We start from the raw sequence: 14,446 nt of genomic DNA on the forward strand, positions 1-14,446 counted from the left end.
TTTCGAAATACTTCGCGAGCTGGTGAAAAACAGGGCCCGGACGCTCTCTCCTCGCCCCCCTCCAGCGAGGAGAGAGCACGTAGTCCGGGCCCCTGTCAGGCGTGAGCGGCCTGGGGTTTCCACAGGGGAGGAGCGTGGAATCGCCCGTGCTGGGGAATTTACCTAGGATTGACCGACACTTGCAGTGTCGGATCTGGAGGACCCTTGACCGAGGCAGCGGACGGCGAATCCATCAGCCGCCTCCTCCGCGCCTGGCGCGCCCGTACGGACGCCAGGCAGATCCGCGAGCTCCGCGGCGTCGAGCCCCGCCCCGGCCGCCGCCTCTCCCAGGCCCACGTCGCCCGGCTGACCGGCGTCAGCGAGGGCTGGTACCGCGCGCTGGAGTCCGGCCGGCGACAGGACTTCTCCGAGGGCTTCCTGCTCCGGGTCGCCCGCGCGCTGGACCTGAGCGAGGCGGAGACCCTCACCCTCTTCCTCGCCGTCTGCGGCCGCCGCCCGCCGGAGGAGACGCCGCGCGCTCCGCGGGAGCTGCCCGAGGGCGTGAAGGCCCTCCTGGAACAGCAGGTCAGCTACCCCGCGTACCTCTCGGACATCGCCTGGAACGTGGTCGCGGTCAACAGCCTCATGGCCGAGTGGTTCCCCTGGTCCGTACGGCCGAACGCCAACCTCATCCGCTGGGCCCTGCTCTCCCCCGAGGCGCGGGAGCAGATGCTGGACTGGGAGCACAGCTGCGCCCGCGCCTACCTGGCCATGCTCCGCGTGGCCGCCAACAGCAACCCGGACAACGCCGAGCTGCGCGCCCTCGTCCGCGAGGTGCTGGACGCCGACGCGGACTGCCGCCGCATCTGGGCGCAGGGGAGCGAGGTGGTCGAGCACCGGGACGGGCACGTCTTCCGGCTGCGCCTGCCGTACCACGGCGACCGGGAGATCCGGGTGACGAGCCATGTGCTGCTGCCGATACAGCGCACGGACCTGCGGTTCGTGTTCATCACGCCGGTGGAGGAGCCGGGGGCGTAGGCGGGCCGGGTTGCAGAAAGCCCCAAATAGCGCCAAGTCGAGTACGGCGTGGAATAGCCGGTCACTGTGGGACAAGCTTTTGGTAGCGGTTAATGGGGTGGTTGTTGATAATTGGGCGGGGCTTAACCGGGCGGTGGGGCGGGCGTGTTGAGGGGGCGGGCCGGGGCCCTGGCTATGGTTGCTGCGCATGACGCACACCGAGGCCGAGGCCGGGACTGGGACAGAGGCAGAGAGCCGGGCCGAGGCAGGGGCCGAGGCAGGGACCGGGACCGAGACCGGGATCGAGATCACCGCGGAGCTGGTCCGGGAGCTGCTGCGCGAGCAACACCCCGACCTGGCCGGACACTCCGTGCGGCTCGGTGCGCGCGGCTGGGACAACCAGCTGTGGCGGCTCGGCGACGATCTCGCGGTCAGGCTGCCGTGGGCGACGCAGTCCGCCGATGAACTGCTGCGCAAGGAACACGCCTGGCTGCCCGGCCTCGCCCCGCGGCTCCCGCTGCCGGTGCCCGTACCGCAGCGGATCGGGGAGCCCTCCGCGAAGTTCCCACGGCCGTGGATCGTCACCACGTGGGTGCCGGGCGCGCCCGCCGACCACGCCCCCGCCACGCGCGGGGGTGAAGCGGCCGACCGGCTGGCCGCCTTCCTGACCGCCCTCCACCAATCCGCCCCCGAGGACGCGCCTACCGGCGGCGACCGCGGGGGCTCGCTGGCCGATCTGTCCGGGGAGTTCTTCGAGGGGCTCGCCGAGGCCGCCGAGGCGGGGTTGATCCCCGACCCGGACGCCGTACGGGCGGTGTGGGAGGACGCCGTCGCCGCACCCGGGTGGGCGGGCCTGCCGGTGTGGATCCACGGCGACCTGCACCCGGCCAACATCCTCACGGCGGACGGCACCTTCTGCGGTGTGATCGACTTCGGCGACCTCTGCGCGGGCGACCCGGCCTGCGATCTCGCCGCGGCCTGGGTGCTGCTGCCGGACGGGGCCGCGGAGCGCTTCCACGCCGCGTACGAGCCGGCAGCGGACGCCGCGACCCTGCGCCGTGCCCGCGGCTGGGCGGCGCGGCAGGCCGTCGGCGGCGTCATGATCGGTGACGCGGGTGTCCACGGCCGCCCCGGTGGGAAGGCCACTTGGGGACCGCCGGCCCGGACGGCGCTGCGCCGCCTCGCCGCGACAAGGTAGGGCCGACCCTGGCGGTTGCTTCAGGACATTCGGGCATCCACCGGTGTCCAGGAGGTCCGGCGCCCTGCCCCGCCATACCTGGCAGCTCGTGATCATGGTCAGGTATACCGGAAGGCTGAAGATCGGCGCCGGAAGGAACTGCGATGTACGAACGAGTGAGCAGCCAGGCGCCGAAGGGGCGGGATGCCTCGGCGGGGCGTACCTCCCCGGCCAGGAAGGCGACGCCCGTCAACCCCCTGGCAGCCCTCAACGCCACGGCAGGCAACGCCGCCGTGGCCCAGATGATGCGCGCGCCCGCCCAGTCCGCTCAGTCCGTCCAGTCCGCTCAGGACAAGCACGTACACGGTGCGGGCTGCGGCCACGGGAAGCAGCAGCAGGCGGTGCAGCGCGCGGCCCTGCCCGCCGTGCAGCGAGCGGGCCACCCGGCCAAGATCGACGGCGAGGTGCGCAGGCTGGTCGACCAGGCGGCGGGCGACATCGCCAAGTTCGTCGCCAATTACGACACCTGGCAGGAGAAGGTGAACGCCGGCGACTACAAGTGGGTGGATAAGAACGGCGAGCTCAACGACGCGTGCGAGTACCTGGAGAACCTGATCGGCGAGCCCGCCGGGCGCGGCGAGGCGGAGATGCTGGCCGCGCTGGAGGCGGCTATCCGCGCCGAGGTGACCGCCACTTCGGCGGAGACGGTGGCGAACACCCGGGCCGCGGCGAACATCGCGAAGCACAAGCTCGTACTCGGCCGCACGAGCGACACCGGCAAGTGGGCCGAGTACCAGCAGAACAAGCCCCAGACCGGGGACCGGCTGTCCGGTGACGCGCGCATGGGCCGACGGCTGAACACCGCCAAGTGGTCCGTTCCCGTCAACTACGCCTTCATGGACGGCGGCATCGCGGAGCGCGCGGTGTTCAAGCTGGTCACCAGCCTCGGTTCGCAGATCGAAGGCATGCTGGTCGCCGGGAAGCTCAACGCGGGCAACTTCTGGAAGACGATCGAGAGCCTGGGCAACAGCGCGCTCTGGGACAGCAACAAGTCGGACGAGAACGGCGGCCCCCAGGCGATGCTGGGCCACGAACTCCTCCAGCTCATCGAGGCCGGTTACCGCTTCTACGGCCGCGAGAGCGGCTACGCGCAGGGCGACGCCAGGCTGGTAGCGGTCCACCCGGACCGCCCGGCCCCGGACCCGGGGGACAAGACCAAGCCGCTGACGCTGCCTGCGTAAGGCCGTCTGCTCGGGGCTGCCGTTGGTGGGGTGCGTATTGCCCTTAGTGGGGCGGTATTCGGTGTGGGTGGGTGCGGGTTTCGTCTCGGACCCTCCGGGTCCAAGGCGCTGGCAGCGGAGGGGGAGGGGGCGGGCCTGGGGCCGGTGCGCTGCCTGCCGCTTGGCGGGTGGCCGGGGGTGAGGACTGGCTCCGCTGCGCTCCGCCGGTAGCCGACTACTGGTAGGTAGGGTGCGATTGCCGCCCGACAAAAGCCCCTTTCCGGTCGCCGAATCGGACGGTAACCGCACTCTGTTGAACGGCGGACCTGGCGCACCGGACATACCGGGCGCGCTCGCCGTCAGAGTGGAGTTTCCCCACCCGTGGGCCCTCCTTGTACGGGCGGAAACCGCACCCCAACGGCCGGCCCTCCCCGGGGCGCAGCGCAGCGCGCCCTCTCTCTTCGGCTCATGTGGGCCGCAGGCCCGAAGCGAGAGCCGCACCCGCCCACGCCGAATACCGCCCCACTAAGGGCAATACGCGTCCACTAAGCAATATGCGCCCCACTCGGCAGCATTCACCCAACAGCCCCACCTGCTCCACAACTCCCCCACAACCCCCAAGTTTCCACCAAAACACCACCGCCATTTCCGTTGCATGATGTTTGAAGGTGGTCGGAAGTGGCCGAAGTGACGCCCCATCCATGCTCGATCCCGCGCCGACATGTTTGTATGTGTTGGTGATCGTTAACGTACAAGAGACAACCGAGCAGCAGACGTACGTAGACAGCATCGTGGAGCGCTGGTGCAAGGACGAGGACGCTGAGGCGCTCGTCCAGGGGGCGCAGCGCCTCACCCGGGGAGAGGCGCGGCAGCAGCTGTTCAGACTGGGGCATGCGCTGCGCGGGCAGGGGCTTGAGCCCGGCGACAGCGTGGGACTGTTCCTGGCCAACCGCGTGGAATCCGTCCTGGCGCAGCTCGCCGTCCACCTCATCGGCTGCCGCGTCGTCTTCCTGCCGCCCGAGCCCGGCCCCGGTGAACTCGCCGCGCTGGTCGAGCAGTCCCGCGCCCGCGCCGTCGTCACCGACCCGCTCTTCGCGGACCGCGCCGCCGACGCGGCCGGCCGCAGCGCCCACGCGCCCGTACTGCTCAGCCTCGGGCCCTGCGACCAGCAGGCCGCCGACCTGCTGGCCCTCGCCGCAGATTGCCCGGACACGCGCCCCGAGGGCGTGCCCGCCCTCGGCCCGGACGACGTCGCCACCGTCTTCTACACCGGCGGCACCCTGGGCCGCCCCAAGCTCGCCGCCCACACCCACCACCTCTACAAGGTGCTGGTGAACCGGGTGGAAGAGGCTCCGGACGAAGCTCAGGACGAGGCTCCGCAGGAGCCCGCCCCCCAAGGGTTCTCGAACATGTACCAGGGCACGGACCGGGTGCTCGTCTCCACGCTGCTGACGCACGGCAGCGGCCACATGACGTCGGTTCAGGCCGTGGCGACCGGGTCCGTCCTCGTCGTCCTGCCCGAGTTCGAGCCGGGCGCGGCGCTCACGGTGCTGCGCGAGGAGCGGATCACCGGCACCATGCTCGTACCGCCCATGATGTACGCGCTGCTCGACCACCCCGAGTGCGTGCCCGGCGTCCTGCCCGAGCTGCGCCGCCTCTTCGTCGGCGGCGCGGCCACCTCCCCCAGCCGCCTACAGCAGGCCATCGAGGTGTTCGGGCCCGTGGTCGGCCAGGGGTACGGGCAGTCGGAGGCGCTCGGCATCGCCGTGTTCGGCTCGGACGACCTCGCCTCGGAGGCTCCCCTCCGCCCCGAGCTGTGGCGCAGCACCGGCCGCCCGATACCCGACGTCGACGTCGAGATCCGTCCCGAGGACGGTACGGACGCCCTGCCCGCCATGGAGGTCGGCGAGGTGTGCGTACGCGGCAAGACGGTGATGCTCGGCTACTACGAGGACCCGGAGCGCACCGCCGCCGCGATTCAGGACGGCTGGCTGCGCACCGGGGACATGGGCTTTCTCGACGCCGAGGGGTACCTCTACCTCGTCGACCGGGCCAAGGACATCATCGTCACCGGCAGCACCAGCGACAACGTCTACTCCAGGGTCCTGGAGGACTTCCTCCTCACGCTCCCGGGCGTTCTCAACGCGGCGGCCCTGGGCGTGCCGGACGAGGAGTTCGGGGAGGCCGTTCAGATCTTCCTGGCCACGGCCGAGGGTTCGGACGTCGACCCGGCGGCGGTCGGTGACGCGGTGACCGACGCGTTGGGGGAGCTGTACACGCCGCGCAGGACGGTGCTGCTCGACAAGCTGCCGACGACCAAGGTCGGCAAGGTGGACAAGAAGGCGCTGCGCACCGCGTGGACGAACGGGGAGTACGACACTCCGTAGGGCAATCCGTAGGGCAATCCGTAGGGCAACGCCGTGGCGCGGGCGGTCGTCATCCCGTCCATCCCGTCCACCGCGTCGACCCCATCCGCCCCGTCCACCCCGTGTGGCGCAGCCAGTCCTCGAAGGTCATCAGGCCCGGGTGCAGGCTGCGCAGCAGGGTGATGTCCCGGTCCCGCTCGTAGACATCGCGGTCGGCGAAGAACTGGAACATCGCCGCGTAGTCGTGGGCGAAGCGGGGTACGGCGTCTTGCAGTTCGGCGTGCGTCATCGGGGTGTACGTACTGGGAACGCCCGTGACCCGGGTGAAGGCGGCGGCGATCTCATCGCCGGTGAGGCTGTCGCCGATCACCGCGAGGTCGCGGGCGCCCCAGGACTGCCAGTGCTCGAAGATGTGCCCCGCGAACCAGGCGATGTCGTTGAGGGCGACGAGCGGATAGCAGGCTGCGCCGAGGGGGAGCCTGAAGGCGAGTCTGCCCCGGCCGTCCGGGCGGGGGGCCAGCCGGTCGCGGAGGTTCTCGAAGTACGGGGCCGTGGTCAGTACCGAGACGTGGTTCGTGTACCAGCCGTCGCCCTCCTCGCGGAGCATTTCCTCCGACCGCATCAAGCCGATATGGGCGGCGACGGCCGCCTTGCTGTCGAAGTGCGGTACGGGGTGGCCGGTCAGCGTCACCGGGCCGTCCAACGAGGACCAGATGAAACGGTCCACACCGGCCCCTTCGGCGGCGGCCAGCAGGGCCAGGCCCTGCCGGTACTCGCCCACGGCGCTGCCGGTCGAGAAGAAGTCGGTGTTGGCGAATACGCGGTCGGCCGACCTCATCAGCGCTTCGAGAACCGCTGTGTCGTCGAGGGCCGCCGGGTCGTAACGGACCAGCCGCAGACGGCCGGGCGCGGTGTCGGCGAGTCCGGCGGCGAGCGCGGCGGCGTGCGGGGAGTCCGGGCGGCGGGTGGTGACGGTGACGGTGGCGTCGGTGGTGGCGAGCAGGTGCCGGACCACGTGCCGGCCCATCGCTCCGGTTCCGCCGATGACGAGTATGTGGGCGTGGTTCATGGGGTCGTCGTTCCTTGTTCTTCTGTGCGGTGTTCTGTGCGGTGTGCGAGGACGTGCTCGGCCACCTGGGCGTGGGTGGCGATCCAGACGTCACCGGACGTACGGAGGTGGTCGAGGATCTGGCCGACCATGCCGGCGAGGAGCGGCCGCCCTCCGACGTGGGCGTGGACGGTCAGGTGGAAGAGGCCGGGGCCGGGGGCGGCGAGCAGCTCGTCCAGTAACACGCGGTGCAGGTCGCGGTAGGCGTACGGGCCCGCCGCGGCGTTGCGTACGTCGGAGTGGTCGCTGTGCATGAGGGAGACCAGCGGCCCGTGAGCGGTGGGCAGGATCTGCGGGAGGTCGTGGTCGCTGTGGTCGCCGATCCAGCGGTAACCGGCCTCCGTGAGCAGATCGCCGGTACGCCGCGACCCGGTGGCGCGCGGGCTCATCCAACCGGTCGGCCGCAGCCCGGTGACCTGCTGGAGGACGTCGGTACAGCGCCGGATGTTGTCCCGCTCGGCGTCCTCGCCGAGGAGCGCCGGTACGACGTCCTGAGCCCAGGAGTGCCCGGCGATTTCGTGTCCCGCGTCGTGCACGGCCACCACCGTGTCCGGGTACCGCTCGGCGACGAGCCCGTTGACGCCGACGGTGGCGGGCAGACCACCGAGATCACCGAGAACGTCGAGCAGCCGCCAGATGCCGGTGGTGACGCCGTACTCCACCCAGGACGCGCTGTGCGTGTCCTCCACATCGCCGGGCAGCGGCCAGGCCGAGGCCATCGGCGCGTACGCGGGACTGTGTCCCGGAGACCACAGCTCCAACGCGACGGTGATCAGCGCGGCGACTTTCCGCCCGCCCGGCCAGTCGATCTCTGTCCTCATCCGCTTCCCCTACGTCGGCTTTCGGCTTTCGGCTCTCGGCTTTCGGCTTTCGGGAGCTTCAGCTGTGGACGCTATGAAGGTGGCGGGTACCTCCAGGTTCCTGGCGGCGGGCTACCATCGCGGGCGTGCGTGAATACCCCGGCAGCGTCTTCCTCGCCGACTGCCCGGCCCGGTTGGCGATCGAGATCATCGCCGACAAGTGGGCGGTGGTCGTGCTGTTCGCCCTGAGCCGGAAGCCGTGCCGCCACGGCGAGTTGATCGACCAGATCGGCGGCATCTCCCGCAAAGTGCTGACGCAGACGCTGCGGCGGTTGCAGGGCTACGGCCTGGTCGAGCGCCATGCCGAGGGAGGCGGCAAGGTCGAGTACGTACTGACGGACCTGGGCCGGACGCTGACGGGGCCGATCGCTGCGCTGACGCAGTGGGCGCACGAGCACGGCGGGGCGGTGGCGGCCTTCCAGGAGTCGGCCGAGTCAGCCGAGTCCACTGACTGAGGTCACCCACAGCCCCCTGGACTCCCTCGCCCCCTCCTGATCACTCAGGTCCCACACCGGCCGCGCCGGATGCCGCACGTGCAACCGCACGCCCCGGCCACACCCGATCACGCCCGATCACACCCCGATACCGGCCGATTCCTCTGGGTAGCCAACGGGGGTCGGCGCGACAACGGCCCGTCCGGGCCCGGGACTTGACGCCGACGCACTCTCACCGAGGAGCGAAGAGTGAAGGCGATGAAGATTGCGGCGGTCGCGGCGGGAACGCTCGGGGTGTTCGCCCTGAGCATCGGCCCCGCCATGGCCGAGGCGTACGTGAAGCCAGGTCAGGGAGCCGGTGCGTGTCCCTCCGGGTACGTGTGCCTCTACGACAACCTGAACCTCAACCAGGACGACCCGGGCGACGTCCTGGTCACCAACGAGAGCCTGGCGGACCTGCACCCGTACCACTTCGGCGACAGAGCCAGCTCCTACGTCAACAAGACCGGTCACTACGTGGTCTTCTACGACCACGGGGACTATCAGGGCGGCCAGCAGTTCGTAGCGTCGGGCACCTCCGGCAACATGCCAGGTTCCATGGGCGATGACGTGTCCTCGCTGAAGATCCTGCCGTAGCCCTGGCGGGCGGCCGGCCGCCGGCGCCGGAGGAGTCGAACGGTGACTTCTCCGGCGCTGTCGCGCGTCCTGTCGCCTACTGCTTGCCTACTCCGCCTTGAGCTCGGCCCAGACGGTTTTGCCGACCGTACGTCCCTCCACGCCCCAGCGGTTCGCGAGCGTACGGACGATGAGCAGCCCCCTGCCGAACTGGTCGGAGTACGGATCGGCCACGCGCGTGCGCGGATGGCGTTCCCCCTTCGGGTCGGTCACGGCCACCCGCAGTACGGACCCGCTCAGGAACAGCTCCACCCGGAACAGCCGCTCCCGCAGGCAACCGTGCAGCAACGCGTTGGTGATCAGCTCACTCGCCAGCAACGCCGCGTCCCCGGCCACCGCCTTGTACCCCCATTCGCATGTCAGCCGCGCCACGCGTCTCCGGGCCACCGGGACGTTATACGGGTACGGGGTGTAGTCGACGACGTCGTAACGCTCGTCCAGTTCGCCGGTGTCGATGGCCATGGACGCGCACCTCCTTGTGCGGTCGCGGAGCCCGTACGCCACGTCGGTCACCCTCGGTGTCTATGCCGATCCGCGCAGGGCGGAGCGGTGCACTTCCGTGGGGTGGCTGCGCCGCTGTGCGAGCGGTTGCGTACTGACGGTAGCGATGTCGTGACTTTGCGCGCAAGCGGTCTTGGAGATATATATCTCCCGATCTTGGTTGTGCGGCTCCGTGATCGGTTGCAGACTGAGCGGGCTCAGGGAGGTGCGGCGATATGGCGAGGGGCCAAGCGGGTCTCGGCAACCGTGTATCTACGGTGCTGGCACGGAAGTTGGGGGCCGAACTGCTACGGCTGCGCGACGCGGCCGGGCTCACGCAGCCGCAGGCGGCGGAGGCGTTGAGCGCCACTGCTGCGAAGGTCGCGAAGATGGAACGGGGCTGGGTGCCCTTCCGGGACCCGGACGTTCTGGTGCTTGCCCGGCTGTACGGGTTGGAGGACCCGAAAGCAGTCGACGGCCTCCTCCGGCTGGCCAAGCTCGACCGCGAACGCCGCAAGGCCAAAGGGTGGTGGCAGCATTCGCCGGAGGCGGGTGCGCTGGCCGAGTACATCGCGATGGAGGATGTCGCGACACGCATTCGGACCTGGCAACTGTCACTGGTGCCAGGACTGTTCCAGACACCTGCGTACACGCGGGCGTTGGCGGTCGCGGAGGGCGGGTGGGACGACCCCGAGGACGTTGAGCGCATTGTCGAGGTCAGGGCCAAGCGGCAACTGCGGCTTCTGGGCGACGAACCATTGCAGATCTACGCTGTGGTTTGGGAAGCCGCTCTGCGGCAAGAGATCGGCGGCCGGGCGTCGATGCGCGGGCAGTTGGAACGCGTCATCGAGCTTACAGATCTGCCCAATGTGCGATTGCAGGTCTTGCCCTTTCGGGCTGGCGGGCATCCAAGTGTGGGCAGTGCGTTCAGCATTGTGTCGTTCGCCGATGTGGGGGCCGTGGACGTCGTTCACCAGGACACGATCGGTGCCACCGTGTGGGTGGAGAATGACACTGAAGGTGCTACGTACAACGACTTCTTCGAGCGGACGGCCAGGTTGAGTCTGTCGCAGCACGATTCCCTCGTACTCATCGACAGCATCCGCAAAGGAATGTGACGCGTGGCCAAGTTCCAGTTCCTGAAGTCCAGCTACAGCACCGCTAGCGGTGAGTGCGTCGAGATAGCCACCAACGTCCCCGACGTCGTAGCCATCCGTGACTCCAAATCTCCCTCCGGTCCCACTCTCCACGTATCGCCCGCCGCCTGGGTGGCCTTCCAGAAAGCCATAGCCGACGGCAGCGGCAACGCAACCTAAGAGATCACAGGCGGTCAGCCCGTGGCTGACCGCCTATGGTCAAGAAATGTGCGCAACGCCGCCCGCCCAGGGCAATGGCTCAGCGCCAGAGCTGGTGGTCGTTGGAGCCGCCGGCGCAGCCGATCGTGCGGAGGCCGTATTCGCTGTCGTCAAGACACTTATTGGTGGCCTGGCTCTGGAAGGAGATGGAATCGGCACGGTGGTGGGTGATCCACCAGCTCTGCTGGGGCGATGAGTTGCAGGGGCGGGTGGCGAGGGTGACGCCGTCGTCATAGAGGCAGCGGCCGGTGTTCACGTTCTTGATCTGGCGGGTGCCGTCGTTCCAGACGTGGATGCTCCAGTCCTGGAAGTTCAGTCCGTTGCAACCGAATCCGCGCAGACCGTAATTGCTGTCGTCAAGGCAGGAGCCGGTGAACATGTTGCCGAACGTCTGGACCGCATCGGTGATCTTGGGCGACGGCGCGGAGTCGGCCACGGCCGGCGAGGCCATGGCTCCGCCGAGGAGGAGGGTGGAGGAGATGGCGAGGGCGAATTTCGTGCGCTTCTGGAGCAACAAAACGTGTCTCCTGGAGTAGTCGGAACGATCGTTGTGACCGTGTAAGGGTGGGCGTCGCGGTGCTGGTGGGACAACGGAGGAAAGGCACGGCTTAAAACCCCAGCCGGGGGGCTGGCGGGGATGTGGTTCGTTGACATTGCGCGGGGGGCGTTGTGTTGCGAGTGGTGTTTGGTTCGGAGGATCTCGCGCGGGTTCGGGTGGCGATGGGGCCGGACCGTATGTGGGAGATCGCCAATAGCGTGCAGACGCTTCAACGGCGGGACGGGGCGACGGCGTTCGGGGACTGGAGACAGTCGGTGCGGGCGAGGATTTCGCGGGAGGGGAGACGGCTGGCGTCGTTGTTGCCGCCGCGCGGCTATTCCCCGGATTTCCTGACGCCGACGGCGTTACCGACACCGGGTTCGGCGGGGGACTCGTACGGGCCTGACGCGCTCGATGCGGAGATCGACACCGTACTGAGCACGCCCCGCCCCCGCCTGGCGGCGGAGCTGACACGCTTCGCGGCCGGCAGGGAAGCACCGGGGTGGGTGGGACGGCTGGCACGCGGGGAGCCGGAGGCGTTACGCGGTCTGGGGGCGGCCATACGTACGTACCAGGCGGAGGCGGTCGCACCGTACTGGCCACGGGTTCACGCGTACGTGGAGGCGGACCGGGTCAGCCGCCTGCGCGCCATGCTCGACGGCGGCGTGGACGGGCTGCTGGCGGGGTTGGGGCCGCACATGCGGTGGCGGCCACCGGTGTTGGAGGTGGCTTACCCGGTGCGGCGGACGCTGCGTTTGGAGGGCCGGGGGCTGATCCTGCAACCTTCCTTCTTCTGTTGGCCGACCCCGGTGAGCCTCGCCGCCGACGATCTCCAACCGATCCTGGTCTACCCCGTACGGCATGACGCGCTCCGCGCTGCGGGGGCCGATGACGCCCGTACCGCGCGGGACGCGGCGCTCGGTGCGCTGATGGGGCCGACGCGGGCGGCGGTGCTGGTCGCGGCGCTGACGGGTTGCGGTACCGGTGATGTGGCGAGGCGGCTGGGGGTGTCGCATCCGGCGGTGAGCCAGCACATCGCGGTGCTGCGGGGGGCGGGCCTGCTCGTGACGGTAAGGGAGGCCGGGCGGACCCTGCATGTGGCGACGGCTCAGGGCCGCGCGCTTGCGCACGCCGCCCGCCACGGCAGTCTCCAGTAACGACAACCTCCGTATGTGTACCCGCTCTGAGCTGCGGAAATGAGTACACGGACTCATGCGCCGCCCCGGCCGCCTTCCTACGGTCGGAGTCATGACCGACGCCACCTCCACCACACCAGCACCAGCGGCCCCTGGGACACCTGAGAACCGACGAGGGGCCATCCGCCTCGTCATCCTCCTGGTCATCGGGCTGGTGCTGGTCATCGCCGCTTGCCTTGGGCTTCAGCGCTGGTGGGAGGGCGAGCCCTATCCCGAGGCGGACCCACGTGCGGTGGTCGGTCGGCTCCAGGACTCGGCCCGGAGCTCGTACGAACTGCTGTCGCGGCCGGAGGTGGACGGGCTGGGCTGGCGGAACGTCGACACGGGCCCTTGCTACTACCGCGGGATGCAGTACCTGTCCCACTTCGATCAGCCGGACGAAGACGTCAAGAGCTTCCACACCGGATGGGCCACGGAGAAGCCGGTCGCGCGGGCCGACGCCGTGACCGCCGTGGCCCGCCTCCGCGAACGCCTGAAGGCGGACGGCTGGTCGGTCAGCTCCGAACGATCCGACCGCAACTCCCTGGAACTCCGCCTCATCCACCCCGACACGGCCGACTACTTCACGGCGGAGTGGTACGGCGCCCGGAGCCACAGCCCCCTGCGCATCGCCACGGGGACTGAATGCGTCCGTATGACGACGGCCTGGAAGCCCGACGCCGAGAGCTAGCGCTGCGTGGCACGTAGTCGCGCCGGCTGATGACGGCCGGGCCGCGCTGTACGAACGGCTGGACGCCATGGCCGCGCGGCCGGCGTCACCTGGACCGTCCCGGCGCGGCGCTGTGCGACTGACTGCACGAGCAGCGAGGGGTGGCCATCTCCGCCGACACCGGGGAGACCCCGGCAGGCGGCCGGCCGCTGCTGCACGTAACCGACCGGGCCGCGCCGGCCGAATCACGACCCGCTCGGAGGGGGACGGAGAGGCGGCTTTCGGCCGCTGGGGACCGACGACTGGCCTTCCACGTCCTTCGTTCGAGGAATTTCTTGACGCCCACTTTCGATGATGTTATAGCTTCTAACTAACGAGTTGCCTTATATCTAAGGTTCCAGCATCCAGCGCTAAGGAGTAGTCATGGCCCACTCCGAGCACACCCCCAGCGGTATCGACGAGACCGCCCCGGTGATCTCCCGGCACAGCATCCGAATCGCCGCCCCCATCGAGCGGGTATGGCAGGTGCACACCGACATCGACGCCTGGCCCCACTGGCAGACCGACATCGGATCCGCCCGGACCGACGGTCCTGTGACACTCGGCAGCACCTTCCACTGGACCAGCGCCGGCCTGACCATCGACTCCACCGTCTATGCCTTCGAGGCCCCCGGGCGCATCCTGTGGGGCGGCACCGCCCACGGCATCACCGGCATCCACGAGTGGCGTTTCGAGGCCCACGGCGACGAAACCCAGGTGTACAACGAGGAGTCCTGGTCGGGCGACCCGGTCGACGCCGACACGGAGAACCTGCGGAAGATGCTCGGCCAGTCCCTCGACGCCTGGCTCGAACGCCTCCGCCGCGCCGCGGAGGACCCTGCGTAGGTGCCTGCCTCTCCGGCCCCGTCGCCGGAGACTTCGTCTCGAACCCTTCGGGTCCACAGCGCGGGGGCGGTTGGGTGGGGCGGTATTCCGCTCGGCCGGGTGCGGCTTTCGTCTCGGACCCTCCGGGGCCACAGCGCTTGTAGCGGCTGGAAGCTCTGCTGCGCTCCGCAGGCGGCTTACTGGCAGGTAGGGTGCGGTTACCGCCCGACAAAAGCGCCTTATGGGACGCGGAAGTGGGCCGCAACCGCACCCTGTTGAAGGGTGAACCTGGCGTGTCGGACATACCGGGCGCGGTGGCCGTCAGAGTGAAGTTCCCCCAGCCAAGGGCCCTTCTCGTACGGGCGGAAACCGCCCCCGGACGGCCAGCCGCCCCGGGCGCAGCGCAGCGCGCCCTTTCACTTCGCCTGCCGTGGGCCGCAGGCCCGAAACGCCCCCGCACCCGAGCAACTCGCAATAACCCCATCGCGGCAGCAGCCAGCGGCGCAGCGCAGCGGAGCCAGCCTGAAC

Annotated in this window: 15 protein-coding genes; 11 read left to right on the forward strand and 4 right to left on the reverse strand. The window is 69.6% G+C overall.

The features are described 5' to 3' along the window. Positions 1 to 204 precede the first annotated feature (204 nt). The 4 genes from ACFU99_RS12320 to ACFU99_RS12335 all read left to right on the forward strand — a co-directional run bounded on the left by ACFU99_RS12320 (position 205) and on the right by ACFU99_RS12335 (position 5,780). Positions 205 to 1,017, forward strand: coding sequence for a helix-turn-helix transcriptional regulator (locus tag ACFU99_RS12320; RefSeq protein WP_384389714.1), 813 nt, complete (start codon positions 205 to 207; stop codon positions 1,015 to 1,017). Between the two features lie 187 nt (positions 1,018 to 1,204). Continuing rightward, the gene (locus ACFU99_RS12325; RefSeq protein WP_384389717.1) at positions 1,205 to 2,194 is read left to right on the forward strand and encodes an aminoglycoside phosphotransferase family protein; all 990 of its coding nucleotides are present in this window, start codon (positions 1,205 to 1,207) and stop codon (positions 2,192 to 2,194) included. 143 nt (positions 2,195 to 2,337) lie between these two features. Continuing rightward, positions 2,338 to 3,414: a hypothetical protein gene (locus tag ACFU99_RS12330; RefSeq protein ID WP_384389719.1), complete on the forward strand. Its 1,077-nt coding sequence runs from the start codon at positions 2,338 to 2,340 to the stop codon at positions 3,412 to 3,414. 716 nt (positions 3,415 to 4,130) lie between these two features. Beyond that, entirely contained in the window at positions 4,131 to 5,780 is a 1,650-nt protein-coding gene (locus tag ACFU99_RS12335) for a class I adenylate-forming enzyme family protein (RefSeq protein WP_384389721.1), read from the forward strand. Positions 5,781 to 5,829: 49 nt separating this feature from the next. Here ACFU99_RS12335 and ACFU99_RS12340 read toward each other — a convergent pair whose 3' ends face one another. Together ACFU99_RS12340 and ACFU99_RS12345 are read right to left on the reverse strand one after the other, a co-directional pair. After that, the gene (locus ACFU99_RS12340) at positions 5,830 to 6,828 is read right to left on the reverse strand and encodes an NmrA family NAD(P)-binding protein (protein ID WP_384389724.1); all 999 of its coding nucleotides are present in this window, start codon (positions 6,826 to 6,828) and stop codon (positions 5,830 to 5,832) included. Beyond that, a complete protein-coding gene (locus ACFU99_RS12345; RefSeq protein ID WP_384389727.1) occupies positions 6,825 to 7,688 on the reverse strand; it encodes a polysaccharide deacetylase family protein in 864 nt (287 codons plus the stop codon). The genes ACFU99_RS12340 and ACFU99_RS12345 overlap by 4 nt, the downstream gene beginning before the upstream one ends. Positions 7,689 to 7,813: 125 nt before the next feature. On the opposite strand from ACFU99_RS12345, the gene ACFU99_RS12350 reads away from it, so the two are divergent. Continuing rightward, positions 7,814 to 8,182, forward strand: a complete 369-nt coding sequence (locus tag ACFU99_RS12350) for a winged helix-turn-helix transcriptional regulator (protein ID WP_384389730.1) — start codon at positions 7,814 to 7,816, stop codon at positions 8,180 to 8,182. Between the two features lie 237 nt (positions 8,183 to 8,419). Then, on the forward strand, positions 8,420 to 8,797 hold the full coding sequence (locus tag ACFU99_RS12355) for a peptidase inhibitor family I36 protein (protein WP_384389733.1): 378 nt from the start codon (positions 8,420 to 8,422) through the stop codon (positions 8,795 to 8,797). A gap of 87 nt (positions 8,798 to 8,884) precedes the next feature. On the opposite strand, the gene ACFU99_RS12360 is transcribed toward ACFU99_RS12355, so the two are convergent. After that, the gene (locus ACFU99_RS12360; RefSeq protein ID WP_384389736.1) at positions 8,885 to 9,298 is read right to left on the reverse strand and encodes an ATP-binding protein; all 414 of its coding nucleotides are present in this window, start codon (positions 9,296 to 9,298) and stop codon (positions 8,885 to 8,887) included. Between the two features lie 254 nt (positions 9,299 to 9,552). On the opposite strand from ACFU99_RS12360, the gene ACFU99_RS12365 reads away from it, so the two are divergent. Both ACFU99_RS12365 and ACFU99_RS12370 read left to right on the forward strand, forming a co-directional pair. Beyond that, on the forward strand, positions 9,553 to 10,434 hold the full coding sequence (locus ACFU99_RS12365) for a helix-turn-helix domain-containing protein (RefSeq protein ID WP_384389738.1): 882 nt from the start codon (positions 9,553 to 9,555) through the stop codon (positions 10,432 to 10,434). Between the two features lie 3 nt (positions 10,435 to 10,437). Further along, positions 10,438 to 10,632 carry a DUF397 domain-containing protein gene (locus ACFU99_RS12370; RefSeq protein WP_384389741.1) on the forward strand — a complete coding sequence of 65 codons (195 nt, stop codon included), beginning with the start codon at positions 10,438 to 10,440 and terminating at the stop codon, positions 10,630 to 10,632. 79 nt (positions 10,633 to 10,711) lie between these two features. Here ACFU99_RS12370 and ACFU99_RS12375 read toward each other — a convergent pair whose 3' ends face one another. Then, positions 10,712 to 11,185 (reverse strand): RICIN domain-containing protein, encoded by a 474-nt coding sequence (locus ACFU99_RS12375; RefSeq protein ID WP_384389743.1) that lies wholly within the window; start codon positions 11,183 to 11,185, stop codon positions 10,712 to 10,714. A gap of 155 nt (positions 11,186 to 11,340) precedes the next feature. Between ACFU99_RS12375 and ACFU99_RS12380 the strand changes: the two genes are divergently transcribed. From ACFU99_RS12380 to ACFU99_RS12390, 3 genes are all read left to right on the forward strand, one after another. Next, positions 11,341 to 12,366 (forward strand): ArsR/SmtB family transcription factor, encoded by a 1,026-nt coding sequence (locus tag ACFU99_RS12380; protein ID WP_384389746.1) that lies wholly within the window; start codon positions 11,341 to 11,343, stop codon positions 12,364 to 12,366. A 91-nt stretch (positions 12,367 to 12,457) separates the two neighbouring features. Beyond that, positions 12,458 to 13,075: a hypothetical protein gene (locus tag ACFU99_RS12385; protein WP_384389749.1), complete on the forward strand. Its 618-nt coding sequence runs from the start codon at positions 12,458 to 12,460 to the stop codon at positions 13,073 to 13,075. A 402-nt stretch (positions 13,076 to 13,477) separates the two neighbouring features. Further along, positions 13,478 to 13,939: an SRPBCC family protein gene (locus tag ACFU99_RS12390; protein WP_384389752.1), complete on the forward strand. Its 462-nt coding sequence runs from the start codon at positions 13,478 to 13,480 to the stop codon at positions 13,937 to 13,939. Positions 13,940 to 14,446 lie beyond the last annotated feature (507 nt).

This window comes from Streptomyces sp. NPDC057654, from assembly GCF_042800135.1.
Taxonomy (GTDB): domain Bacteria; phylum Actinomycetota; class Actinomycetes; order Streptomycetales; family Streptomycetaceae; genus Streptomyces.

Bases quoted from the DNA above. Each gene is read 5' to 3' on its own strand.
- ACFU99_RS12325 (WP_384389717.1), top strand. From the start codon at position 1,205: ATGACGCACACCGAGGCCGAGGCCGGGACTGGGACAGAGGCAGAGAGC.
- ACFU99_RS12330 (WP_384389719.1), top strand. From the start codon at position 2,338: ATGTACGAACGAGTGAGCAGCCAGGCGCCGAAGGGGCGGGATGCCTCG.
- ACFU99_RS12340 (WP_384389724.1), bottom strand. From the start codon at position 6,828: ATGAACCACGCCCACATACTCGTCATCGGCGGAACCGGAGCGATGGGC.
- ACFU99_RS12345 (WP_384389727.1), bottom strand. From the start codon at position 7,688: ATGAGGACAGAGATCGACTGGCCGGGCGGGCGGAAAGTCGCCGCGCTG.
- ACFU99_RS12355 (WP_384389733.1), top strand. From the start codon at position 8,420: ATGAAGATTGCGGCGGTCGCGGCGGGAACGCTCGGGGTGTTCGCCCTG.
- ACFU99_RS12360 (WP_384389736.1), bottom strand. From the start codon at position 9,298: ATGGCCATCGACACCGGCGAACTGGACGAGCGTTACGACGTCGTCGAC.
- ACFU99_RS12365 (WP_384389738.1), top strand. From the start codon at position 9,553: ATGGCGAGGGGCCAAGCGGGTCTCGGCAACCGTGTATCTACGGTGCTG.
- ACFU99_RS12385 (WP_384389749.1), top strand. From the start codon at position 12,458: ATGACCGACGCCACCTCCACCACACCAGCACCAGCGGCCCCTGGGACA.
- ACFU99_RS12390 (WP_384389752.1), top strand. From the start codon at position 13,478: ATGGCCCACTCCGAGCACACCCCCAGCGGTATCGACGAGACCGCCCCG.